Below are 24,000 nucleotides of genomic sequence, written 5' to 3' on the forward strand. Positions count from 1 at the left end.
GCATTCCTCCTACGACTCGTCCGGCCCAGTGTAGGTCGGATCCCCGACAGTCCCCGAAACCCCAGCGCGGGCCGAGCGTGGCTGCCTGCCGGCCAGCGTGAACGCGATCACCGCGACCCAGATGAGCGCGAACCCGACCCACTGCACGGCGTCGAGCCGCTCGCCCACGACGAGCAGTCCCCAGGCCATCTGCAGCACCGGGACGATGTACTGCAGCATGCCCACGGTCGCCAGCGGGATGCGCTGCGCGGCCACGGCGAACAGCAGCAGCGGCACCACGGTGACGAGCCCGGCGGTGGCCAGCAGCACCGCATGCCCGGCACCCCCGGTGGTGAACGTGCCCGCGCCGGTCGCACCCAGCCACAGCAGCAGGGCCAGGGCGAACGGCGCGATCACCAGCACCTCGCCCGTCATCCCGATCACCGGGTCCACGCGCAGCTTCTTCTTGAGCACGCCGTACATGCCGAAGCTCATCGCGAGGATCACCGAGAGGTACGGGAAGTGGCCGTATCCGACGGTGAGGACCCCGACGGCGACGACGGCGAGGGCCACCGCGAGCCACTGTGGGCGATTGAGTCGTTCGCGGAACAACAGGACGCCCAGCAGGACACTGACCAGCGGGTTGATCGTGTACCCGAGGGCGGCCTCGGTGACGCGCTCGGAGTTGACCGCATACACGTACACGCCCCAATTGGCGGTGATGAAGACGGCGGCCCCGCCGACCCGGGCCCACGAGACGCGGTCGATGGCCCACAGGTCGCGCCAGCGCCGCAGCACGGTGAGCACGACGGCCATGACGACGAGCGACCACACGATCCGGTGGCCGACGATCTCGACGGCGCCGGCGGGCTCGAGCAGCGGGAAGAACGCGGGGAAGAACCCCCAGAGGGTGTACGCGGCGATGCCGGCGACCATCCCGCCGGCCACCGACTTCTCGCTGTTGCTCACCCGCCGGCTCGGCCCCTCGCTGCTCACCGGCGCAACCCTAGCCAGGCCCCGGATCGGCCCCGCACATCGAGCCCTTTCGGGGGTGGGGGCCAGTCAGACGGGCGGGGACCGGTCAGGCGGCCGGGACGGGGCCGCCGTCGGGCAGCGGGTACGCCGCGTCGACCTGCTGCGGCTGCAGCGGGCGGACGGCGAAGCGTTCCCATACCGCGTCCGGCGGCAGGGCCTCGACCGCGCGGACCCACGGTTGGTCGGCCACCGCGCGCAACTGCTCGGTGGTGCCGCGGGCGAGCAGCCCGATGATCGCCGGCTCACCGGCACGGATCCGCGAGACGGTGAGGGCGGCGGTGGCGGCTGCCCGCCCGGCGTCGGGCGGCTGCGGCACCCCGGGCCCGGACGGAGGTCCGGCGTCGAGCCGCCGGGCCACCTGCTCGAGGCCGCGGTGGAAGACGGGCTCGCGCCCCGACTCCCCCGCCACCGGCTCGGCCAGGGTCACCCCGGTGACGGGCATCGCGACCCCCTCGACCGGCACCTGCACGTACAGACCCGAGACGCGCGGCAGTTCCCGGACCACGCCGACCGCCTCGGGGACCGTCCACGCCCAGCCTGCGGTCACGAGGGCCCAGCGACGGGCGTCGGGGTCGGAGGCGAGGGCCTCGTCGTCGTCGTCATCTCCGTCGGAACCCTGTGCGGCCTCTTCCCCGCCGCCCGCGGTGACCAGTGAGTCGGCCGCGCGGGCGAGGTAGTCCTCGACGCGTTCGCCGTCCTCGGGTCCCAGGGCGTCGGTCATCACGCCAGGGCTGCGGGGCGGGTCGGTGCGCAGCGCGGTGAGGATCGCGACCAACGCCACCACGATCACGACCCCCACGCCGGCGATCTTCAGCACCCGCGCGGCGAGGGTCATGCCGAGCGCAGGACGTCGATCGCGTGCTGGAGGTCGTCGGGGTAGGTGCTGGTGAAGTCGACGCGCGAGCCGGCGCCCGGGTGCTCGAAGCCCAGCCCCACCGCGTGCAGCCACTGCCGCTCGAGGCCGAGCCGCCTGGCCAGGACCGGGTCGGCGCCGTAGGTGAGGTCGCCCGCGCACGGGTGATGCAGCGCGGAGAAGTGCACGCGGATCTGGTGGGTGCGGCCGGTCTCGAGCTTGACCTCCACCAGCGTCGCGGCCTGGTGCGCCTCGAGGGTGTCGTAGTGGGTGATCGAGTGCTTGCCGTCGGAGGTGACGGCGAAACGCCAGTCCGACGACGTGTGCCGGCCGATCGGCGCGTCGATGGTCCCCGACAGCGGATCGGGGTGGCCCTGCACCAGCGCGTGGTAGGTCTTGTCCACGGTCCGGTCACGGAACGCCCGCTTGAGCAGCGTGTACGCCCGCTCGGACGCCGCCACCACCATGAGGCCGGAGGTGCCCACGTCGAGCCGGTGGACGATCCCCTTGCGCTCCGGCGGGCCGGAGGTGGAGATGCGGTACCCGGCGGCGGCCAGGCCGCCGATCACCGTGGGGCCGGTCCAGCCGACCGACGCGTGCGCGGCGACGCCGACCGGTTTGTCGACGACGACGATGTCCGCGTCCGAGTACAGGACCGCCATCCCCTCGACCGGCTCGGCGACCACGGCGGGCTCGGCCCGCGGCTCGGGCATCTCGACCTCGATCCAGGACATCCCGGTGAGCTTGTCGGACTTGCCCACGGTGTGCCCGTCGAGCAGGACCTTGCCCTCGCCGGCGAGGTCGGCGACCGCGGTCCGCGAGATACCCAGAAGGCGGGAGACCCCGGCGTCGACGCGCATGCCGTCGAGCCCGTCGGGGACGGGGAAGGTGCGGACCTCACCCATCGGCGGGGTCCTTCCCGCTCGCGGGGGCGGCGGGGTCGGCGGGGTCCCTCTCGTCGGCGGCGAGCGCCTCGGATACCCGCGAGCCGTCGAAGTCGACGTTGCGGAACACGGCCACGGCCACCACGATCACTCCGGTGACCAGGCTGGCGTCGGCCACGTTGAACACGGGCCACCAGCCGACGGACATGTAGTCCACGACGTGGCCCTGCAGGATGCCGGGCGCGCGGAAGTAGCGGTCCACCAGGTTGCCGGCGGCGCCGCCCAGGATCAGTCCGAGGCCCCACGCCCACCACCGGGAGTGGACCCTGCGGGAGAACCACAGCAGGCCCGCCACCACGACCGTGGCGACGATGCTCAGCACCACCGTGAACTCGGTGCCCATGGAGAACGCGGCGCCCGGGTTGCGTAGCAGGACCAGACGAACCGTGTCGCCGATGAGCTCGATGGGCCTCGAGTCCTCCAGGTTCGCCACGGCCAGGACCTTGGCGATCTGGTCGACGGCGACGATCAGCGCGGCGATCACCACCATGACCACCGGCCCGTGCCGGAAGTAGTGCGGCGCGGGGTCGTGGGGCGCGGTGCTCGCGGGTGAGTCACCCTGTGGCGCCGCGCTGCCGGGCGTGGGCCCCGACGCGTCGGGTGGCGTCCCGTTGGTCTCCGTCATGGGCTCCAGTATCCCTGATCCGGCCGCGGGCCCGACGGCGCCGGGTCGGCGACCCTCTAGGCTCGGAGCCGTGGACCCGCGATCGACCGTCTCCCCCGGCCCCTCCCGCACCGCTCGTCGCGGTCACCGTCTCCTCGCGGCGGCGCTGGCCGTGACGCTCGTGGCCGGCACCTCCGCGTGCGCCGGGGACGATGCCGCGGACCCCGCCGACGGCGGCCCGGGTTCGTCTGCCGCAGAGGGGACGGATGCCCTCGAGCCCGAGGTGACCGTCGACCCCGGTCCCGCCCCGGTCGTCGACCTCATCGACGCCGGCGAGGGCGAGCGGCGGGTCCTGGCCTATGCCCCCTCGCGCGAAGGGTCGGTGGTCGCGATCACCCGCTCGGCCACCTCGCGGACCGAGGTCCCGGGAGCCGAGCCGCGCACCGACGACACCCCGGCGCAGACCCTCACCGTGGAGGGGCGATCGGAGCCCGACGTCGACGGCGCGCAGCGGGCGACCGTGACCGCGCGGGAGTTCACGTCCGTGGACGAACTCCGCAACGCCCAGTTCTCCACCGCCCCCGGGTTCACCGTGACCTGGACCCGCAGCGCCGACGGCATCGTCCGGGAACTGTCGCTGGCGGCCCCCTCGGGGGCCACAGACGCCGCCCGAGCCGGAGTGGAGATCACCGCGAACGCGGTCTCGGACGCGACAGTGGCGTTCCCCACCGAAGAGATCGGCGTCGGCGCCCGGTGGACCGTCACCCGCCGGGTCGACGACGCCGTGGCCCCGACGAGGGTCACCACCTACGAACTGGTCGACCTCGACGGCGACGTCGCCACCGTCCGGTCGAGCACCACCGCTCCCGACCCGGCGGGCACCCTGGCCGCCCCGGCCCCCGACGGCGGGCCGGGCGTGACCCTCGACGTGGAGTCCTACGAGGTCTCCGGCTCGGGCGAGCTCACGGTGGACCTACGCGCCCCGGTGCCGGTGGGCGGAGCGACCGAGTCCTCGACGCGGGCCGTCTACGTCGATCCCGATTCGGGACGACGCACGACCTACGACGAGGACTCGGTCCTGCAGTTCCGCAGCGTGGACTGACGCGTGGTCAGGCCTCGCTGTCAGTCCGGGCCGACGGCGCGCTGACGTGCGGTCAGGCCGCGGCGCACGTGGCCGGCGGCTCCAGCCCGGCGTTGGTGATGAGCGCGCAGGCGAACGCCTTCTGCAGCTGCCACTGACCACCCTGGTTGATGAACTGGGCCTGGACGTTGATGTCCTCCTGGCCCGGCTGCGAGATCACCGCGTTGGCGATGAGCGTGCCGGGGATGTCCCCCTCCGCTGCGCCGGTGATCGTCACGTCGGCGCCCTGCTCGGCCTTGAGGGCGGCGATCTGGTCGAAGATCTCGGGCGCCTCCGCGCCACCCTCCACCAGGTCGACCTTCTCCTCCACCGGCACGGCGGGGTCGGAGGCCCGGTCGAGCAGCTGGGTCAGCTCCTCGGCGGTGGGCACGGCGGCGGTCTCCTGCGCGCTCGTGGTGGGCGCGGGGGCTGCTGTGCCCCGGGGCCCGGGGCCGTCGTCGTCACTTCCGCAGGCGGCGAGGCCGCCCAGTGCGAAGGCGGACAGGGAGACTGCGGCGATGGTCCGTCGAAGACTCACGCGGGGTCCTTTCGTCGAGATGTGCGGCACCGGGCATGCGGTACCGAGCCGGGCATGGCTCCGGGCCGGGTCACCGGCCCAACGAACATCGGTGAGCCATTGTTCCATCGTCAGCGGCCGGGATGGTTGACGCCGGGCCGCCCGCACACCACTGTGGAGCGGGTGACCAGCGCCGAGACCAGCACCGATACCCCCCACATCGTGATCTGCACCACGGGAGGCACGATCACCGCCTCGACCACGCCGGAGGGAGCGGTCGTGGCCGGGGACTCCGACCCCGCGACGCAGGCCATGCTCGACGGCCTGCGGGCGGTGCTGCCGGGCCAGATCACCGTGAGCGCGCGCACCGTGCTCGACGCCGACTCCTCCACGTTCGGCCCGGCCGAGTGGGACCTGCTGGTCGACGCGGTGGGTGACGTGCTGTCCGATCCGGCGGTGTCGGGGGTCGTGGTGACCCACGGGACCGACACCCTCGAGGAGACCGCCATCGCCCTCGATCTGCACCACGACGACCCGCGGCCCGTCGCGCTCACCGGGGCCCAGCTCCCGGCCGACCATCCCGGGGCCGACGGGCCCGCCAATCTCCTGGACGCCGTCCTGCTGGCCGCCGACCCCGTCTCCCGCGACCTGGGGGTGCTGGTGGTCCTGGGCCGGGCCATCCTGCAGGCCCGCGGCGTGCGCAAGTGGCACACGACCGATCCCGTCGCCTTCGCCCGCAACTCGCCCGAGCATCCGGTCGAGGACCTGCCCCCGGAGCTCGAACGCCCCACCCTCCCCGGCCGGGCCCGGTTCGCCGACACCCGCGTCGACGTCGTGGCGTGCCCGCCCGGCGCGGACGCGGTCGCGGTGCACGCGTGTGTCGAGGCCGGGGCGCGCGGACTGGTCCTGGAGGGGTCGGGATCCGGCAACCTGCCCCCGCTCGTCGCGGACGCGGTCGCACGGTTGGCGGACGACCGGCCGGACATCGTGGTGGTGGCGTCCAGCCGGGTGCCGCGGGGTGAGGCGACCTCGACCTACGGCGGCCCGGGCGGTGGCGCGGAGCTCGCCGCTCGTGGCGTGCTGAGCTGCGGATACCTGCGATCCGGGCAGGCCCGGGTCCTGCTCGCCGCGCTGCTGTCCACCGCGGGCAGTGCAGACGGCGCCGGCGGCGACGGTGCGGCCGCAGAGGTGCGCCGAAAGTGGGGGCGCTACCACCTCTACAGCTGACGAGCAGACGTCGCCGGTTGCGGGGCCGGCGGTTGCGGGGCTGGCGGGGCGCCGGCGGGCGTTCACGCAGCGCAGGGCAGAGAGGCAGCGCGGTCAGCCGGGGGTGTGCTGGCGCCCTGCCCGCCCCGCCGCAGCCGCACGCGCCCATGGCGTCTCGCGTGCCCCGCGGCGGGGGCGAGGCGCCATCTCGAGGAGCGGCTGCAGCAGGGCCGGGCGTCGGCGGGGGCGAGGCGCCATCCCGAGGAGCGGCTGCAGTAGGGCCGGGCGTCGGCGGGCGGCGGGGGGCCGCCGGGTCACCACCCCAGGGAGTCCAGCGGGTCCGCGGGCTCGAGGTCCGGATCGTCCTCGGCGAACGTGCGCATCCGACCGGGGCCCGTCGCCGCCGTCTCGAACCGCACCGACACCCGGCCGTGGCCCGATCCCTGCACCCAGCCGTGCCCGAATTCCGGGTGTCGCACATCCGCACCCGTCTCGAAACGCCGGTGCCCGGCCTGCCGCCACGCCCCGATCGCCGGGAGTCCCCCCGCCGCCCGTCCGTCGGCCGCCCCCTCGTCCGCGGGTCCGGTCCCGTCGTCGCCCGGTTCGGACTCGTCGGTGGTGACGGTGGTGCCCACCCCCACGATGTCGGGCAGGTCCTCGTCGTCGTCGTGTCCCGACCGGTCCACGGGGACGAACTCCTGCTCGAACAGCGCGTCCTGGTAGTGATCGGTGAGGCCGGACACCCCCACGCCCAGCAGGCGGATCGCCCCGAAGTCGACCGGGTCCGGGGCGAGCGAGCGCGCCACCCCGATGATCGTCTCCAGCGACGTGGTGCCCACCGGCAACGTGTACGAGCGGGTGATCGAGGTGAAGTCCGAGCGCTTGACCTTGACCGTCACCGTCCGCGCCGCACGGCCGTCGGAGAGCAGCCTGCGATGCGCCGCCTCGGCCGCCCGCCGCACCGCGGCCGCGACCTGACCCGACGTCGTGAGATCGGCGGCGAACGTGCTCTCGGCGCTGATCTGCTTGGCCTCGGCCCGCTCGTGCACCGGCCGGTCGTCGTACCCCCGCGCGATCCGGGCGATCGCCGGGCCGACCGTCTTGCCGAGCGCGTGGGCCACGTCGTCGTCGTCCATCGCCGCGAGGTCACCGATGGTCGCCACCCCGAACTGCGCCAGCCGCTCCCCCGCCACCGGGCCCACACCCCACAGGCTCCGTACCGGCAACGGGAACATCACCTCGGCGTGGTCGCGGCGCGGCACCACCACCACACCGTCCGGCTTGGCCAGCTCCGAGGCGATCTTGGCGTACTGCTTGCCCGCCCCCGCCCCCACCGACGCCGGGAGCCCGGTCGCCGCACGGATGGCGGCACGCAACTCCTGCGCCCACTGTCGGGTGCGGTCGGCGTCGGCGCCCCGCAGCTCCGGCGGCTCGAGGAAGGCCTCGTCCACGGAGATCTGCTCCACGACCGGCGCGTGCTCGGCGAACACCTCGAACACCCGGCGGCTCAGAACCCGGTAGACCGGCATCCGCGGCGAGACGAACACCGCGCCCGGCCCCACCAATCGACGCGCCTGGTGTGAGGGCATGGCCGAGCGGGCACCCTTCGCTCGCGCCTCGTAGGAACACCCCGCCACCACACCGCGGCCGCCCTGACCGCCCACGAGCACCGGCCGACCCCGCAGGGTCGGCCGGGTCAGCTGCTCGCAGGACGCGAAGAACGCGTCCATGTCCACGTGCAGGACCCAGCGGTCCTGCCCGCCACCCATGACGAGCCGCCGGTCAGACCCGAGCCAGCGTCATCCGGACGCCCTCGGCGAGCTCGACCGGGTCCCCGTCTGCCGGGTCCAGTGCGTCGACCACGGCGAAGTCGGTGGCCAGCACCTCGCCGGCGATGAGCTGCGCGTGACGGTCCGCCCACTCACGGCGGGCGGCCGGCACCTCCATGCGCACCCGGATGCGGTCGGAGATGTCGAAACCGGCACCGCGGCGGGCCTCCTGGATCTCGCGGATCCGGTCCTTTGCCCAGCCCTCGGCCTCGAGCTCCTCCGTGACCGTCAGATCCAGCACCACCAGGCCGGCACCGCCGGGCAGCGCCGCCGTGGACTCGGGATCGGCGGCCACGAGCCGGTGCTCGTACTCGCCCTCCTGCAGCTCCACACCACCGGCGACCACGACGCCGTCGGTCTCGGTCCAGTCACCGGACTTGGCGGCCTTGATGCAGGCCTGGACCTGCTTGCCCAGCCGCGGGCCGGCGGCGCGGGCGTTGACCGCCAGCTCCATCCGGCCGTGGGCGGCCACGTCGCTGGTGAGGCGAACCTCGCGGACGTTGACCTCGTCGGCGATGAGACCGGTGAATGGCTGGAGCCGCTCTGCGTCGGGCATCGCCACCGTGAGCGAGCTGAGCGGCAGGCGCACCCGCAGCTGCTTGGCTTTGCGGATCGAGGACACGGTCGAGCACACGTCGCGCACGGCCTCCATCGCCTCGACCAGTCCGTCGTCTCCCGGCAGTTCGTCGGCGGTCGGCCAGTCCACCAGGTGCACCGACTCCTCACCGGTGAGCCCGGTCCACACGACCTCGCTCATCAGCGGCAGGAGCGGGGCGGCGAGGCGCATGGTGGTCTCGAGCACCGTGTAGAGGGTGTCGAAGGCGTCGCGGGAATCCTGGCCGCTGTCCTCGCCGGCCCAGAACCGGGAGCGCGACCGGCGGACGTACCAGTTGGTCAGGGCGTCGGCGAACAGGCGCAGCTCGTCGCAGGCCGCGGCGATGTCCGTCGCGTCCAGCGCCTCGGTCATGGCGTCGCGCGTGGACGCCAGGCGGGACAGGATGTAGCGGTCCAGCACGTGCTCCGAGTCCGTGCGCCAGGTGGCCCGGCGGGAGGCGTACAGCTGGAAGAAGCTGTAGGAGTTCCACAGCGGCAGCATGGCCTGGCGGACGCCCTCGCGGATGCCTTGCTCGGTGACCACGAGGTTGCCGCCCCGCAGGATCGGCGAGCTCATGAGGAACCAGCGCATGGCGTCCGAGCCGTCGCGGGAGAACACCTCGTTGACGTCCGGGTAGTTGCCCTTGGACTTGCTCATCTTGAGACCGTCGTTGCCCAGGACGATCCCGTGGGCGGCGACATGGGTGAACGCCGGCCGGTCGAACAGCGCGGTGGCCAGCACGTGAAGTGTGTAGAACCAGCCGCGGGTCTGGCCGTTGTACTCGACGATGAAGTCACCCGGGTTGTGCGTCTCGAACCACTCCTTGTTCTCGAAGGGGTAGTGGACCTGGGCGAACGGCATCGACCCGGACTCGAACCAGCAGTCGAACACGTCCGGGATGCGGCGCATCGTGGACTTGCCGGTCGGGTCGTCCGGGTTGGGCCGGGTCAGCTCGTCGATGTACGGGCGGTGCAGGTCGGTGGGCCGGACGCCGAAGTCGGCCTCCAGCTCGTCGAGGGACCCGTAGACGTCGACCCGCGGGTAGGCGGGGTCGTCGGACTCCCACACCGGGATCGGGGCGCCCCAGTAGCGGTTGCGGTTGATGTTCCAGTCGCGGGCGCCCTCGAGCCACTTGCCGAACTGGCCGTCGCGCACGTGCTCCGGCATCCAGGTGATGTGCTCGCGATTGAGCTCGACCATGCGGTCCCGGAACGCGGTGACCTTGACGAACCACGCGGGCAGCGCCATGTAGATGAGCGGCTGGCCGGAGCGCCAGGAGTGCGGGTAGGAGTGCTCGATGGTCTCGTGGCGGATCAGCCTGCCATCGGCCCGAAGGTCGCGGGAGATCGGGGCGTTGGCGTCGAAGACGAGCTGCCCGGCGTACGGCGGAACCTCGGCGGTGAACTTGCCGTCCGGGCCCACCGGGATGACGAGCTCGATCCCGGCGGCGTCACAGGCGTCCTTGTCCTCCTCACCGAAGGCGGGCGCGAGGTGGACGACGCCGGTACCGGACTCGGTGGTGACATAGTCGGCCGAGAGCACCACGTGGGCACCCGCGTGACCGGCGAAGAAGTCGAACGGCGGGGTGTACCGCAGGCCCACCAACTCGGAGCCCTTGACGGTCGTCACGACCTCCGCGTCCTCACCGAACTCCGCGGCGTAGACGCCGCGGCGGGCCTCGGCGAGGACGAAGGTCCGCCCGGCGAACTCACCGGAGTTGACCCGGACCACCGAGTAGTCGATCTCGGGGTGGACGGCGGCGGCGAGGTTGGAGGGCAGGGTCCACGGCGTGGTGGTCCACACCAGTGCCTCGGCGCCGTGGAACGGGCTGTCCTGAGGGGCCTCCAGGGGCAGCCCGACGGTGACGGCCGGATCCTGACGCATCTTGTAGGCGTCGTCCAGGCGGGTCTCCTGGTTGGACAGTGGCGTCTGCTCGTACCAGGAGTACGGCAGCACGCGGAAGCCCTTGTAGATCAGCCCCTTGTCGTAGAGCCGCTTGAAGGCCCACAGCACGGACTCGGTGAAGTCGATGTCGAGGGTCTTGTAGTCGTTCTCGAAGTCCACCCAGCGGGCCTGGCGGTGGACGTACTTCTCCCACTCGTCGGTGTACTGCAGCACCGACATCTCGCAGGCGTTGTTGAACTCGGCCAGGCCCATATCGAGGATCTGGGACTTCTCGGTGATGCCGAGCTGCTTCTCGGCCTCGAGCTCGGCGGGCAGGCCGTGGCAGTCCCAGCCGAACCGGCGCTCGACCCTGTACCCACGCATGGTGCGGTAGCGCGGGACGACATCCTTGACGTACCCGGTGAGCAGGTGGCCGTAGTGTGGCAGGCCGTTGGCGAACGGGGGCCCGTCGTAGAAGACGTACTCCTGCGCGTCCGCACGGTTACGGATGGACTCGCGGAACGTGTCGCGCTCGTCCCACCGCTGCAGGACCGTCTCCTCGAGGGCGGGGAACGACGGCGTCTGGGACGTGGCGCCCCCGGCGAGGTCGAGCACGGGGTACGCGCTGCCGGTGGCAGCGGGCTCGCCGTCGGCGCGCTCGGTCGCTACGGGTTCGGTGCTCATCTGGGCGGACTCCTCGCGTACGGGGCCCGCACGAGTTCGCATCCGTGGGGCCGTCAGGCCTGCGCTCGGGGACGAACCGGATCGCGTCTGGCGCGTTCCGTCCGCGGTACCACCCCGTTTGGCGACGACGTGCGACGCCCACTCGTGGGTCGGGCTGTGACGGGCTCCCCCGTTCGGTTCTACTGAGCGGTCCCCGCCGTGCGGGGTCCCACCGTTCTTCCGAGCACTCCCCGGTGATGGCCGGATCTCCGCGCGTCCGGCTCCCGGCCGGACAGGTTCCGATATTACCCGTCGGCGCGGGCGTCCGCCTCTTCCGAGGTCGCCCGCGGCTCACGGTCGCGCTCGGCGCGCCCCCGGACCAGGTCGACCAGCAGCAGGACCAGCCCCAGGGCCCCGACGAGGATGCACGCCCACGCCCACCCGATCTGACCTGTCGCGACGGCGGCCACGAGGAAGGCGAAACCGAGGATCGTCAGTCCTAGCGCGGCGACGAGCATCCGTGCCTCCTGGTGCTGTGCGAATCCTGGTGCTGGTCGAATCTTAGGTGCTGCGCGAATCATAGGTGCCGTGCGATGGACAAAGGGGGTCGCACCGTCGGTGGCCCCGTCCCCCCGAATATACGTCGGTCCCCGCACCCTTGGGCAGGGGCGGGGACCGCATCGGTCACGCGGGGTGGATCACTCGGCGCGGTGACCGCCGTCCTTCTTGGCCGACTGGTCGGAGGAGCCGGGGGCGCCGGCACTGCCGGTACCCTCGCCGGGCGCGGACGAGGCCGCCGGGCCGCCCGGGGTGGACGGGGCCGCAGGGGCCGCCGGGGCGGCCGATCCGGTCTTGCCGAGCTCGGAGAGCTGGTTCTCCAGGTAGCTGGTGAGGCGGCTGCGGTAGTCCTTCTCGAACGTCCGCAGCTGGTCGATCCGGCTCTCGAGCACGCCACGCTGCTGGTTGATGGTGGCCATGATCTCGGTGTGCTTGCGCTCGGCGTCGGCCTGCAGGGCGTCGGCCTTGGCCTGCGCCTCCTTGACCTGCTGCTCGGACCGGGCCTGGGCGTCCTTGACGATGCCGTCGGACTTGCTCTTGGCCTCGGTGAGGATCTTGTCGGCCTCCTTGCGGGCGTCGCCGACCATCTTCTCGGACTGGGACTTGGCGTCGCCGACCAGGCGATCAGACTGGGACTTGGCGTCGCCCACCAGCCGGTCGGACTCGCTGCGGGCCTTGGCCATGAGTCCGTCGGACTCCTTCTTGGCCTCGCCGGTGAGCCGGTCGGCCATCTCCTGGGCCATGGCCAGGACGCGGGCGGCGCGCAGGTGGGTCTCGTTGTTGGCGGCGCCGTCGTCCTCGCTCTTGCCCAGCGACGGGGTCGCGGCGGCGGGAGTCGGGGTGATCGGCGCGGCGGCCGCGGCAGGTGCGGGCGCGGGGGTCGGCGCGGGCGCCGGGGCGGCCGGCTGCTGTGCCGTACCCGAGCCGCCGGTGGCGGCGCCGGAGGACTTGCCGGACTCGTCGGCGGCCTTGCGCGCCTTCTCGAGATCCTTGGTGAGCTCCTCCACCCGCTGGCGGAGGTCCTCGTTGTCCGAGACGAGTTCCGCGAGCTCCGTCTCGACCAGGTCGAGGAACTGGTCGACCTCGTCCTCGTTGTAGCCCCGCTTGCCGATCGGCGGCTTGGAGAACGCGACGTTGTGCACATCGGCTGGAGTCAACGGCATGGGATACCCCTCGTGGTCGTCTCGGGTGCCGGCCCGGCGTTGTCGCACCGGACCCGCGACTTCATTACTACCTTAACGGTGGCCAATCTAGTCACAATCGGCCCGCGCGTCACCAGCGGCCGCAACGGGGCCTCACGCCACGCTCATCATGAGGCCACGCAGGATCACCTGGATGACGATGATGATGACGAAGAGCACCAGCACCGACAGGTCCAGCGAGATCTGTCCCAGGCGCACGGGCTTGATGACCTTGCGCAGCGCCTTGACCGGCGGGTCGGTGACGGTGAACAGCCACTCCAGTACCACGGCGAGGACGCCACGGGGGCTCCACCCGCGGGAGAACGAGGCGATCATCTCGACCACGATCCTGGCGAGGAGCATGTACCAGAAGATCTGGGTGATGATGTAGAGGACCAGCAGGATTTCACGCACGGCTCAACCCTACTGGCCCGCGACGTCGCGCCGTCACCGGCGTCCTGTCGGCTGTGGTCAACGGGGTCGGTGTCAGCGCCGGAAGGCGCCGTTGACGGCGTCGCGGACCTCGGCCTCGGTGAGGTCCATACCGGCCGGCTGCAGGAGGAAGGTGCGCTCACGGTCGGCGACCTTCTCCATGCGGCCGTCGAGGCCGAAGACGAGTCCGGCGGCGAAGTCCACCATCCGGCGCGCATCGCCGGAGGCCATGGTGGACAGGTCCAGGACGACGGCGCGGCCGGCGCGGAAGTGCTCGCCGAGGCTCTTGCCGTCGCCGAAGCCGCGGGGGCGCTCCACAACGGTCTCGGGCACGGTCACCAGTCCGTCCTCCACGAAGTCCTCCTCGGGCGCGAGCGCGACGGCGCCGCGGGTGGCGGGAACGCCGCGCAGGGTGGCGCGGGCCCCGGCCTCGGCGGCGTGGTAGCGGCGCGGGCGGGGGGCCGGCTCGTCGATGTCACCGCGGCGCGGGGCGACCGGGCGCTCGTCGACCGGGTCGAGGTCGGCGATCCGGGTTCGGGGGGCGGGCTCCTCCAGGTACCGGTCGGCGGCGTAGCCGTAGTCGTCCCGACGGTCGCGGGCGACCGGGCCGAGGTCGTCCGTCTCGTGGATGCCGCGGGGGGCACGCACGTCGTGGTGGACGGGCCGGTCGTAGTCGTCGAGGTACTCGTCGTCGTACGCCGCGACGGGCGCCATTCCGAAGTACTCCTTGAACCGGGCGATTGCGCTCATCTTCCGGGACCTTCCTGGTAACGGGGTCGTCGCGGGCGTGTGTTCTTCGCGGGCGGGTGTCCCCGCGAGGCTGGCTCTCAAACTACTGGTCGGGGGCCGAGGATGGCCGTTCCGACACGCACGCAGGTCGAACCCGCGGCGACCGCCTCCTCGATGTCCCCGGACATCCCGGCGGAGAACTCCACCGCGTCGGGGTGATCGCGGCGCAGCGCGGCCGCGACCTCGGCGGCGTCGGCGAAGTGGGCGCTCGCCTCGCCCTCGAGCGGGGGGACGACCATGAGCCCGGCCAGGCGCAGGTGGCCGAGACCGGCCACGTGGTCGGCGAGGCCGGGCAGGTCCTCACGAGCGATTCCGCCGCGCGAGGTGTCACCGTCCAGGCTCAGCTGGATCAGGACGGGCAGCGGGGTGACGTCGTCGCGCTCCCCGGCGGCGCGGGCGCGGCCCTTCTCGAGGCCGTCGGCGACCTTGGCCGAGCCGACGGAGTGGACGCGGTCGGCCCACCCGGCCACCGCAGCGGCCTTGTTGGACTGGATGTGACCCACCATGTTCCAGCGCACCGCCGCGGCCAGCTCGGCGTCGGCGGCGGCCAGATCGGAGACCTTCGCCGCGGCCTCCTGGACGCGGTTCTCCCCGACGTCGCGCACCCCGAGGCGGGCGAGCCGGACGACGTCGGTGACGGGGTGGAATTTGGTGACGACGACGAGGTCGACCTCATCGGTCCGTCCCGCGGCCGCCCGCGCCGCGTCCAGACGTTGCCGGGTCGCGGCGAGCCTGGTGGCGAGTTCGTCCGCCCTGGGATCGGTCATGTCCGCTCTTCCTCCTCCCGGCCGGCGGGTGCGCCGGCCCCGGGTCTCTACTGCTGCCGCCAGATCACGCTGGCCTGGCGCCCGGTCCGCCCCTGTCGACGATAGGAGAACAGTGACTCCTCGGCGATCGTGCAGCGCGGGTCGGAGTCGACGCGGGTGACGCCGAGCCCGGCGAGTTGGCGCGTGATGCCCCGACGCAGGTCCACCCCGGGGGTCCCCGCGACGGTCCGGGCGCGGCTGCCGGGCAGGGCGGCCTCGACCTCGTCCACCATCGCGGGGGGCAACTCGTAGTGCTCCCCCGCCGCGGCGGGTCCGAGGAGCACGGTGATGCGCTCGGCCCGGGCGCCCAGGGAGGTCATGGCCCCGATGAGCGACGGGACGATCCCGCCGACGGCGCCGACCCGGCCCGCGTGCACGGCCCCGATCACCCCGGCCTCGGAGTCCGCGGCCAGGACCGGGACGCAGTCGGCGGTGAGTACCGCCAGCGCCAGGCCCGGCCGGTCGGTCACCAGGCCGTCGGTGGCCGGGACCGGGCCGCCCGTCGGGCGGGTGACGCGGGCGATACGGTTGCCGTGGACCTGGTCCATCCACACGACGTCGGTCGCGGGCAGGCCGAGTCGACGGGCGAGCCGCGCCCGGTTGGCTGCCACCGCCGCCGGGGCGTCCCCGACGTGGTCACCGAGGTTGAACGAGTCGAAATCTCCGGTCGACGCGCCGCCGCGGCGGTCGGTGACCACCCGGCGTACGCGCCCCGAGCCGTCGGGTGCCATGGATCGGACCGTCAGTGCCGCATGAACGGCGGCACGTCGATGTCGTCGTCCTCGTCGCGGCGGCGGGAGGAGGACCCTCCCGCCGGAGCCGGGTTGCCGGCCGAGGCGGCGGGACCCGGGTAGGCCGACTCCTCGCGGCGGCGGCTGTCGAGGGGGGTCGAGCCGAGTTCGGAGGCACCGCCGGTGTCGCCGGAGGCGCCGGGGACCGACTCGTCGTCGTCGAGGTGGTGGCGGCCGCGACGCGACTGTCCCGCGCCCGCGGTGACCGGACGGGACCCGCCGTCGAACCCGGCGGCGATGACGGTCACACGGACCTCGTCGCCGAGCGAGTCGTCCACGACGGTGCCGAAGATGATGTTGGCGTCCGGGTGCGCCTCCTCCTGCACGAGCGTGGCGGCCTCGTTGATCTCGAACAGCCCCAGGTCGCTGCCGCCGGCGATGGACATGAGGACGCCCTTGGCGCCCTCCATCGTGGTCTCGAGCAGCGGGGAGTTGATGGCGGCCTCGGCGGCCTTGAACGCGCGTCCCTCCCCGCGGGAGGAGCCGATGCCCATGAGGGCGCTGCCCGCCCCGGACATGACGCCCTTGACGTCGGCGAAGTCGACGTTGATCACGCCGGGCGTGGTGATGAGGTCGGTGATGCCCTGGACGCCGTTGAGCAGGACCTCGTCCGCGGTCTTGAAGGCCTCCATCATCGACACACCCGCGTCGCCGAGCTGGAGCAGGCGGTCGTTGGGGATCACGATGAGCGTGTCGCAGGCCTCGCGGAGCTGGTCGATGCCGGTGTCGGCCTGGCCTCCGCGACGCTTGCCCTCGAACGAGAACGGGCGGGTGACCACACCGACCGTCAGGGCGCCGAGCTTGCGGGCGATCGCGGCCACGACGGGCGCGCCGCCGGTGCCGGTCCCGCCACCCTCGCCGGCGGTGACGAAGACCATGTCGGCCCCCTTGAGGACCTCCTCGATCTCGTCCTTGTGGTCCTCGGCGGCCTTGCGACCGACCTCGGGGTCCGCGCCGGCGCCCAGCCCGCGGGTGAGCTCGCGGCCGACGTCCAGCTTGACGTCGGCGTCCGACATGAGGAGGGCCTGTGCGTCGGTGTTCACGGCGATGAACTCGACGCCCTTGAGCCCCTCGTCGATCATCCGGTTGACCGCGTTGACGCCGCCGCCGCCGATCCCGACGACCTTGATGACTGCGAGGTAGTTGTGCGGTGAGCTCATCGAGGCCCGGCCTTCCTATGGGGGTGTCGTGCTCGGTTGCATGCTGTCTCGACGAAAGTTCCGCGAGCCTAAAGTCTCACCCTCTAGTTGAGGGTTAAACTTGCTGGTCAGAGGCCTTTTCCGCCGTCTGCACACACGGTAGGTCCAGCAGCCCCGCGCGTCCACGAGGCTCGCGGGCGTGTCGTGTCCACCGGCTCCCGACCGGGCTACCGCGAGGCCGGCAGGGCGGGGTTCGACACGTTCCAGATCTGGCCCGGTTGCTCGAGCACCATCTGCAGGGCGACGGCCTTCTCGTGATCCCGCCCCGCCGCGCCCCATTCCACGATCCGCCCGTCGGCGAGTGTGAGGACGATGGACGCGGGGGTCTCCACCTCGACCGAGGCGATCTCCTGACCCGCCGTGCCGCGCACCTCGGCGAACACGGTCGCCAGATCGCGGACGATCGACGGCAGGTCAGCGCCGGCCGCGTCCCCGACGGTGAGCAGGGGCGTGCCGGGCGGGGGCTCACCGGGGCCGAAGTCGATGCCTTGGGCGTCCACGAGGTGCTGGGTCCCGTCGACCTCCACGACCACCAGGGCGGTGCGCTCGATCAACTCGATCCGCAGCCCCGAGGGATAGTCGCGCTTGACGGTCACCTGGTCGACCCGCGGGAGTCCGGCCACCCGCCGCGCGACGGCGTGCGTGTCCACCTGGAGGAGCGGGGTCCCGGGGACCACGGCGGCGCGCTCGGTCACCACCTCGGACGGGATCGTCCGGGTGCCCTCGACGCTGACCTCGCGGACCGAGAACACCGGCAGGAAGTACAGGGCGATGTAGCCGAGGAGCAGCACCACCAGTGCCACCCCGAGTCCGGCGTAGATGCGGTTGGTGCGTCGGCGGCGCCGCCGCAGCCGCGCGCGGACGGCCGGGTCGGAGTGCCGGACCCGCTCGTCGGAGCTGCGGACGGTGGCCGCGGCGAGCCGGCGGTCCGGGTCATCCGTGGACGTGGCCTCCGGGCCGCCCTCGGACGCCCGGTCCCCCGCTCCCCCGTCGGCGGTCGGGTGGTCCGGCGTGTCGTCCGGCTCGTCGACGGGCTCGTCGATCGGACGGTCCCCGGGTACGTCGGTCACCGCGCGGCCCTCCTCACGAACCCTGGCCCGACGGACCCCGGCCGGCGACGATCCGCGGACCGAGAGTGGTGATGTCCCCCGCGCCGAGGGTGAACACCACGTCATCGGCCTCGAGCAGCCCAAACACGGCCCCGAGCGCGGAGTCCAGGTCGGGCACGTGCTGCACGGGGACCGTCACGTGCCGCGCGACGGAACCGCCGTCGATGCCGGGTTCGGGCTGCTCGCGGGCGCCGTAGACGTCGAGCACCACGACCCGGTCGGCGAGCGAGAGCGCCCGGCCGAACTCCTCGGCGAAGATGCGGGTCCGCGAGTACAGGTGCGGCTGGAAGACGGCGACCAGTCGACCGCCGTCCGTCTCGACGATCTCCCTCGCCGCGCCGAGGACCGCCGCGACCTCGGTCGGGTGGTGCGCATAGTCGTCGTAGACACGCGCGCGCCCGCCTCCGACGACGGCCTCCCCCTTGGGTTCGAATCGTCGTCCCACTCCCCCGAACCCGGACAGGCCGGCGAGGAACCCGTCGGTCTCGAACCCGGAGGCGCCGATGCCGCTGGCGGCGATCCCGTCGGCGGCGGTCACCTCGCGCGCGGCGAGCAGGGCGGCGAGGGCGTTGAGCGCCATGTGTTCGCCGGGGGTCCCGACGTGCAGTTCGCCGTGGGGGACGCCGTCGAGCATGAGGTCGGCGCGGGTGCCGGCGGAGTCGACGACGATCTCCGAGAGTTCACCCGACACCGGCAGATCGGAGACCGGCCCGTCGGAGGTCCGGTATCCCAGCACGCGGACGCCCGCCGCCGCGGCCCGCCGGGCGCGCTCGGCGGCGCCCTCGTCGTCCAGGCACACCACCAGCGCGCCGATGGCGGGGATACGGGCGAGGAAGGTGTCGAACACCTCGTAGTAGGCCTCGGCGGTGCCGAAGTGGTCGAGGTGGTCGGGCTCGGCGTTGGTGAGGATGACCACGTCGGGGTCGTAGTGGACGAGCGAGCCGTCGGACTCGTCGGCCTCGGCGACGAACACCGGGTCGCTGCCGCCGCGGGCGTTGGTCCCGAACTGCAGGACGGTGCCGCCCACCGCGAAGGACGGGTCCGAGCCGGCGGCGAGCATGCCGGCGATGAGCATCGACGTCGTCGAGGTCTTGCCGTGCGTGCCACAGACCATGATCGAGCGGCCCGACCGTGCCAGGTGTCCCAGCACCTGTGACCGCGTGACGACGGGAATCCCCGCGGCCCTCGCGGCCGCGAGCTCGGGGTTGTCGGCGGGGATCGCGGCCTTGGAGATCACGACGATCTCCGGCGGTGCGCCGTGGGCTCCGAGCGCCTCGGCACTGTGCCCCACCCGCACGATCGAGCCCCGATCGGCCAGGGCCCGCAGGTCGGCCGAGTCGCGGGCATCGCTGCCCGAGACCGCGACGCCGTGATCGAGCAGGATCCGGGCGACCCCGGACATGCCGGCGCCGCCGATCCCGATCATGTGGACGCGGGTGAGGGTGGCGGGGACGTCATCGACGGACGCCGTGGTCGGCGGGGCCGGCGGGACGGACGGGGTCGGCGGGGTCTGGTCGGTCTGCGGGGTCTGGTCGGTCAACGAGGGGCCTTTCCGGCGGCGTCGAGCGCGATCCGCGCCACGACCTCCGCCGCGTCTCGGGAGCCGCCGCTGACTGCGGCGTCGGACATCGAGTCCAGGCGGCCGCGGTCCAGCAGCAGCGGCAGGACCTCGGTCCGCAGGTAGTCGGTGGTGAGTGCCCCGTCCTCCACGAGGAGTGCGGCCCCGCCGGCGACCAGGTCGCGGGCGTTGAGGGCCTGCTCACCGTTGCCGTGCGGGAGCGGGACGAACACCGCGGGCAGTCCGACGGCGGAGACCTCGGCGACGGTGATGGCTCCGGACCGACACAGGATGAGGTCCGCGGCCGCGTAGGCCAGGTCCATCCGGTCGAGGTAGGGCACGGTCACGTACGGGGTGGCGTCGGCGGGCACCCGGGCGGCGTCCACGACGTTCTTGGGGCCCACGGCGTGGAGGACGCCGACGCCGGCGCGGGAGAACTCCTCGGCGACGCCCGCCATCGCGGTGTTGAGCGAGCGCGCGCCCTGCGAGCCGCCCACCACGAGCAGGGTGGGGGCGTCGGGGTCGAGGCCGAAGGCGGCGCGTGCCTCCGCGCGGAGTGCCGCGCGGTCGAGCGTGGCCACCGAACGCCGGACGGGATTGCCCACGACGCGGGCGTCGAGGCCCGAGCCGGTGACGGCGGCCAGCGTGGCGACGGCGAACCGGGCGCCGAGCTTGTTGGCGATGCCGGCGCGGGAGTTGGCCTCGTGGACGATGATCGGGATCCGACGTCGCCCGCCGGCGCCCGTCCGGCCCAGGGGGGCCGCCGCCGCGAGGTAGACCGGCACGCACGCGTAGCCGCCGAACCCGACGACGACGTCCGCCTCGGTGCGACGCAGGACGTCCCGCGCGCCCCGTACCGCCCGGAGCAGTCGGGTGGGCAGTCGGAACAGGTCGCCGCCGATGCTGCGCGGCAGCGGGACGGGGTCCACGAGTTCGAGTGGGACGCCCCGGCGCGGGACCAGCTCGGTCTCGAGCCCGCGCGGCGTGCCCACCGCGGTGACCCGCGCGGTGGGATCGAGGGCGGTGACGGCCTCGCCGACGGCGAGCGCCGGCTCGATGTGACCGGCGGTGCCGCCGCCGACCACCAGGACGGAGGGCCCGCCGGATCGTGGGGCGCTCATCGCTCCCGTCCCCGGTGGATCGGGCTCGGGCGACCCGCGCCGGGGCTCTGTCGGGAGCCGGCGTCAGGGGCCGGGCGACGCGGCTGGCGACGCTCGGCCTCCCGTCCGCGCACGGGCCGGGCGGTGCGGCCGGTCATCGCGGTGGCGCCGCGACGACGGTCCCGCGCGGCCTCGGCGGGGATGGGCATCGTCTCGTACGCCGGCGGCCTCGGGGTCCCCCGGGGCGGCCGCGGGACGGGGGCGGGCTGGGCCGTACGGCGGGCGCCCGCGGACCTGTCGCGTGGGGCGGGACCGCCGGTCCGCGGCGGCTGCGGCCTGGTCACCGGGTCCCCGAACCGGCGGGTGCCGGCGCTGGACCGTCCGGGCGTGGCGGAGGCCGGGACCGGCCGCTCGGGCGTGTAGGGCCGCGGGTCGGGCAGCGCGAGCCAGCTGCGCCGGCGCCGCGACGGGGAGCTGAGGATCGCGGAGATGGCCTCCGGCTCGTGGCGGGCACAGTTGGCGAGCAGCCCGAGCGAGGTCAGGGTGACGACCGCCGACGTGCCGCCGTTGGAGATCAGGGGCAGCTGCAGACCCGTCACCGGCAGCAGGCCGACCACATACCCGATGTTGATGAAGGCCTGGATGACGATCGTCGCGGTGACGGTGCCGGCGAGCAGGCGCCGGAACGGGTCGACCGACCGCAGCGCGACGCGCATGCCGACCCACCCGAGGGTGAGGTAGAGCGACACCACGACCGCGGCCCCGAACCAGCCCAGTTCCTCGCCGATGATCGCGAAGATGAAGTCGTTGGTGGCCTCGGGCAGGTAGAACCACTTGGCGCTGGACTGCCCCAGCCCGACGCCGAACAATCCGCCGTCGGCCAGCGAGAGCATGCCCTGGTACGACTGGTAGGCCGCGCCCTGGGGGTTGGAGAAATCGCCCCGGAAGGTGTCGAAGTAGGTCCGGATCCGCTCGAAGCGGTAGGCGAACGCCACGGCGAGTACGCCGAACACCACGACGCCGACCGCGATGACCCACACGAAGTGCCGGGTGGGGTACCCGGAGAACCACAGCACACACAGGAAGGCGATGGTCACCGCAGTGGCCATGCCCAGGTCGGGGGCGACGACGACGAGGACCGCCACAACGAGGTAGCCGACCACGGCCGGGAAGAGCAGATCGAGCCAGTACCCCGTGCGCATCCGCTTGGCGACCACCGAGCACGCCCAGAGGATGAAGGCGAACTTGGCGATCTCCGCGGGCTGGATCGAGAACAGCCCCAGGTCGATCCAACCCTTCGACCCGTTGATCTCGGACCCGACCCCGGGGATCAGCACGGCCACGAGCAGTCCGATCGCGACCAGCAGCAGCGGAAACGCCGCGGCCCGGACCAGCTCGATGCGGACGCGCAGCGCGGTGACGAAGCCGACCCAGCCGATGAGGACGAAGAGCGCCTGGCGCAGGAAGATGTCGAACGGCGTGCCGCCGCCGGAGAAGGCGAGCACGTTGGAGCTGGACAGCACCATGCCCAATCCGATGACGGTGAGCAGGGCGGTGACCACCATGACCACGTGGTACGAGGTCAGGGGCGCGCGATTGATGGCGGCCAGGGGTGCGGCGATCCGCCCGAGCAGGTCCGGTCGCGTCTCGGTGGCCGCGCGCTCGTGCTGTGTCTTCTCACGCACCGGCTTCTCACGCGCCGGCTTCTGGCGCGCTGCCTTGTCGGTTGCCATTGCCCTACCTCCCGGCCACGCGGCCCACGGCGAGGACGAAGCTGCGCCCGCGGTGACCGTAGTCGGTGAACATGTCCATCGACGCGGCCGCGGGGGCGAGCAACACGGTGTCGCCTCCGGTGGCCATCCGTGCGGCCTCGGCGACCGCCCGGTCCATCGTCTGCTGCGGCTCGTCGGGACCCGCGGCATCGTCATCGTCTCCCGAGGCCAGCTCCACAACGGGCACCGCCGGCGCGTGTCGGGCCAATGCCTCGGCGATCCGCCCACGGTCGCGGCCGATGAGGACCACGCCGCGCAGCACGCCCGAGACCTCGGCGACCAGCGGCTCCACGTCGGCGCCCTTGAGCAGGCCCCCGGCGATCCACACCATCGTCCCGCCCGCGAGCAGCGAGGTCCGGGCGGCGTGGGGGTTGGTGGCCTTCGAGTCGTCCACGTAGGCGACCCCGTCGATCGTGTCGACCGGCTCCGCGCGATGGGCGCCCACGGTGAAGCCCCGCAGGGCCTCGGCCACGTGCTCGGGTCGCGCGCCCACGGAGAGGGCGACGGCCGAGGCGGCGAGCGCGTCGAGCACGCCCGCGGGCCCGGCCGGGCGGACGTCCGCTGCGGGCAGCAGCGCCACCTCGTCGTCGTCCTCGTCACCACCGCCGATCCGCGCGGTGAGAACGCCGTCGACGACGCCACACTCCCCCGGACCGGGCGAACCGAGGCGCACCCCGATCGCGGTCGGGGCGGGCGCGGCGGCGAGCAGGCGCGCGGCGATCTCGTCGTCGGCGCCGGCCACGGCCACGCGGCCGGTGAGGACACGGGCCTTGGCCTCGGCGTAGGCCTGCATGGAGCCGTGCCAGTCGAGGTGGTCCTCGGCGACGTTGAGCACCACCCCGACGTCCGGGCGGCAACTCGGCGCCCAGTGCAGTTGGAAGCTGGACAGCTCGGCCGCCAGCACGTCGACGCGGGGCTCGGCCAGCAGGACGTCCGTCACCGGCAGCCCGATGTTCCCGCAGGCGCGCGCGGCCATCCCGGCCTCCAGGCAGATGGCCTCGAGCATCGAGGTGGTGGTGGTCTTGCCGTTGGTGCCGGTCACCGCGAGCCAGGTGCGTCGCGGCCCGAACAGTTCGGCGGCGTCGGCCCGCCAGGCCAGTTCGACATCACCCCACGCCGGCACCCCGGCGTCGGCGGCGGCCAGCAGCAGCGGCGAGTGCGGCCGCCAGCCCGGGCTCGTGATGACGAGGTCGACACGGCCCGGACCATCGGATCCGTCGAGGAGCTCGGCTGCGCGGTCGAGGTCGACGCCCGCACACCCGATGTCGTCGGGCAGCGCCTCTCGGAGTCGTGAGATGGCCTCGGGACGGGAGTCCGCGACGACCGGCTCGGCGCCCAGCGCGTGGAGGATGCGGACCGCGCCCGGGCCGGACACGCCCGCGCCCAGGACCAGCACGCGGGAGCCGGTCAGCTCGCGCACGTCGGGACCGGCGTCGGCCGCCGTGCCGGCGGTACCTGCGGTGTGGGTCATGTCGG

General features: G+C 73.1%; 21 protein-coding genes. 2 read left to right on the forward strand and 19 right to left on the reverse strand.

Going from position 1 to position 24,000, the window contains the following annotated elements; translation table 11 throughout:
* Positions 1-9: 9 nt before the first annotated feature.
* From rarD to lspA, 4 genes are all read right to left on the reverse strand, one after another.
* On the reverse strand, positions 10-915 hold the full coding sequence (gene rarD / locus CK206_RS04095; RefSeq protein ID WP_096907265.1) for an EamA family transporter RarD: 906 nt from the start codon (positions 913-915) through the stop codon (positions 10-12).
* Positions 916-1,060: 145 nt separating this feature from the next.
* Complete coding sequence (locus CK206_RS04100; protein ID WP_254050471.1) at positions 1,061-1,849, reverse strand: hypothetical protein; 789 nt, start codon at positions 1,847-1,849, stop codon at positions 1,061-1,063.
* The gene (locus tag CK206_RS04105; protein WP_096905633.1) at positions 1,846-2,772 is read right to left on the reverse strand and encodes an RluA family pseudouridine synthase; all 927 of its coding nucleotides are present in this window, start codon (positions 2,770-2,772) and stop codon (positions 1,846-1,848) included. Before CK206_RS04105 ends, CK206_RS04100 begins: the two co-directional genes overlap by 4 nt.
* Positions 2,765-3,436 carry a signal peptidase II gene (gene lspA, locus CK206_RS04110; protein WP_096905634.1) on the reverse strand — a complete coding sequence of 224 codons (672 nt, stop codon included), beginning with the start codon at positions 3,434-3,436 and terminating at the stop codon, positions 2,765-2,767. Before lspA ends, CK206_RS04105 begins: the two co-directional genes overlap by 8 nt.
* Before the next feature lie 70 nt (positions 3,437-3,506).
* Between lspA and CK206_RS04115 the strand changes: the two genes are divergently transcribed.
* Positions 3,507-4,517: a hypothetical protein gene (locus tag CK206_RS04115; protein ID WP_254050472.1), complete on the forward strand. Its 1,011-nt coding sequence runs from the start codon at positions 3,507-3,509 to the stop codon at positions 4,515-4,517.
* A 52-nt stretch (positions 4,518-4,569) separates the two neighbouring features.
* Here CK206_RS04115 and CK206_RS04120 read toward each other — a convergent pair whose 3' ends face one another.
* Positions 4,570-5,073, reverse strand: coding sequence for a hypothetical protein (locus tag CK206_RS04120; RefSeq protein WP_096905635.1), 504 nt, complete (start codon positions 5,071-5,073; stop codon positions 4,570-4,572).
* 162 nt (positions 5,074-5,235) lie between these two features.
* Between CK206_RS04120 and CK206_RS04125 the strand changes: the two genes are divergently transcribed.
* Positions 5,236-6,279, forward strand: a complete 1,044-nt coding sequence (locus CK206_RS04125) for an asparaginase (RefSeq protein WP_254050473.1) — start codon at positions 5,236-5,238, stop codon at positions 6,277-6,279.
* Positions 6,280-6,572: 293 nt separating this feature from the next.
* On the opposite strand, the gene CK206_RS04130 is transcribed toward CK206_RS04125, so the two are convergent.
* From CK206_RS04130 to murD, 14 genes are all read right to left on the reverse strand, one after another.
* On the reverse strand, positions 6,573-8,027 hold the full coding sequence (locus CK206_RS04130; protein ID WP_096905637.1) for a DNA polymerase IV: 1,455 nt from the start codon (positions 8,025-8,027) through the stop codon (positions 6,573-6,575).
* 13 nt (positions 8,028-8,040) lie between these two features.
* Positions 8,041-11,250 carry an isoleucine--tRNA ligase gene (gene ileS, locus CK206_RS04135; protein WP_173674761.1) on the reverse strand — a complete coding sequence of 1,070 codons (3,210 nt, stop codon included), beginning with the start codon at positions 11,248-11,250 and terminating at the stop codon, positions 8,041-8,043.
* A 284-nt stretch (positions 11,251-11,534) separates the two neighbouring features.
* On the reverse strand, positions 11,535-11,747 hold the full coding sequence (locus CK206_RS04140) for a hypothetical protein (protein ID WP_069389112.1): 213 nt from the start codon (positions 11,745-11,747) through the stop codon (positions 11,535-11,537).
* A 180-nt stretch (positions 11,748-11,927) separates the two neighbouring features.
* Entirely contained in the window at positions 11,928-12,950 is a 1,023-nt protein-coding gene (locus tag CK206_RS04145; protein ID WP_096905638.1) for a DivIVA domain-containing protein, read from the reverse strand.
* Between the two features lie 132 nt (positions 12,951-13,082).
* The gene (locus CK206_RS04150; protein WP_082923774.1) at positions 13,083-13,382 is read right to left on the reverse strand and encodes a YggT family protein; all 300 of its coding nucleotides are present in this window, start codon (positions 13,380-13,382) and stop codon (positions 13,083-13,085) included.
* A 72-nt stretch (positions 13,383-13,454) separates the two neighbouring features.
* Positions 13,455-14,150, reverse strand: coding sequence for a cell division protein SepF (locus CK206_RS04155; protein WP_096905639.1), 696 nt, complete (start codon positions 14,148-14,150; stop codon positions 13,455-13,457).
* Positions 14,151-14,227: 77 nt separating this feature from the next.
* Complete coding sequence (locus CK206_RS04160) at positions 14,228-14,956, reverse strand: YggS family pyridoxal phosphate-dependent enzyme (protein ID WP_096905640.1); 729 nt, start codon at positions 14,954-14,956, stop codon at positions 14,228-14,230.
* A gap of 47 nt (positions 14,957-15,003) precedes the next feature.
* Positions 15,004-15,726 (reverse strand): peptidoglycan editing factor PgeF, encoded by a 723-nt coding sequence (gene pgeF, locus CK206_RS04165; RefSeq protein ID WP_096905641.1) that lies wholly within the window; start codon positions 15,724-15,726, stop codon positions 15,004-15,006.
* 11 nt (positions 15,727-15,737) lie between these two features.
* Entirely contained in the window at positions 15,738-16,946 is a 1,209-nt protein-coding gene (ftsZ, locus tag CK206_RS04170; protein ID WP_067713786.1) for a cell division protein FtsZ, read from the reverse strand.
* A 206-nt stretch (positions 16,947-17,152) separates the two neighbouring features.
* Entirely contained in the window at positions 17,153-18,055 is a 903-nt protein-coding gene (locus tag CK206_RS04175) for a cell division protein FtsQ/DivIB (protein WP_254050474.1), read from the reverse strand.
* Positions 18,056-18,068: 13 nt separating this feature from the next.
* Positions 18,069-19,520: a UDP-N-acetylmuramate--L-alanine ligase gene (murC, locus tag CK206_RS04180; protein WP_096907270.1), complete on the reverse strand. Its 1,452-nt coding sequence runs from the start codon at positions 19,518-19,520 to the stop codon at positions 18,069-18,071.
* 110 nt (positions 19,521-19,630) lie between these two features.
* Positions 19,631-20,773, reverse strand: a complete 1,143-nt coding sequence (gene murG / locus CK206_RS04185) for an undecaprenyldiphospho-muramoylpentapeptide beta-N-acetylglucosaminyltransferase (RefSeq protein WP_096905642.1) — start codon at positions 20,771-20,773, stop codon at positions 19,631-19,633.
* Positions 20,770-22,485, reverse strand: a complete 1,716-nt coding sequence (ftsW, locus tag CK206_RS04190) for a putative lipid II flippase FtsW (RefSeq protein ID WP_096905643.1) — start codon at positions 22,483-22,485, stop codon at positions 20,770-20,772. Before ftsW ends, murG begins: the two co-directional genes overlap by 4 nt.
* 4 nt (positions 22,486-22,489) lie before the next feature.
* Positions 22,490-23,995 (reverse strand): UDP-N-acetylmuramoyl-L-alanine--D-glutamate ligase, encoded by a 1,506-nt coding sequence (murD, locus tag CK206_RS04195; protein ID WP_096907271.1) that lies wholly within the window; start codon positions 23,993-23,995, stop codon positions 22,490-22,492.
* Positions 23,996-24,000: the final 5 nt, after the last annotated feature.

It is taken from the genome of Dietzia sp. WMMA184, assembly GCF_002441635.1.
In the GTDB taxonomy this organism is placed as follows: domain Bacteria; phylum Actinomycetota; class Actinomycetes; order Mycobacteriales; family Mycobacteriaceae; genus Dietzia; species Dietzia kunjamensis.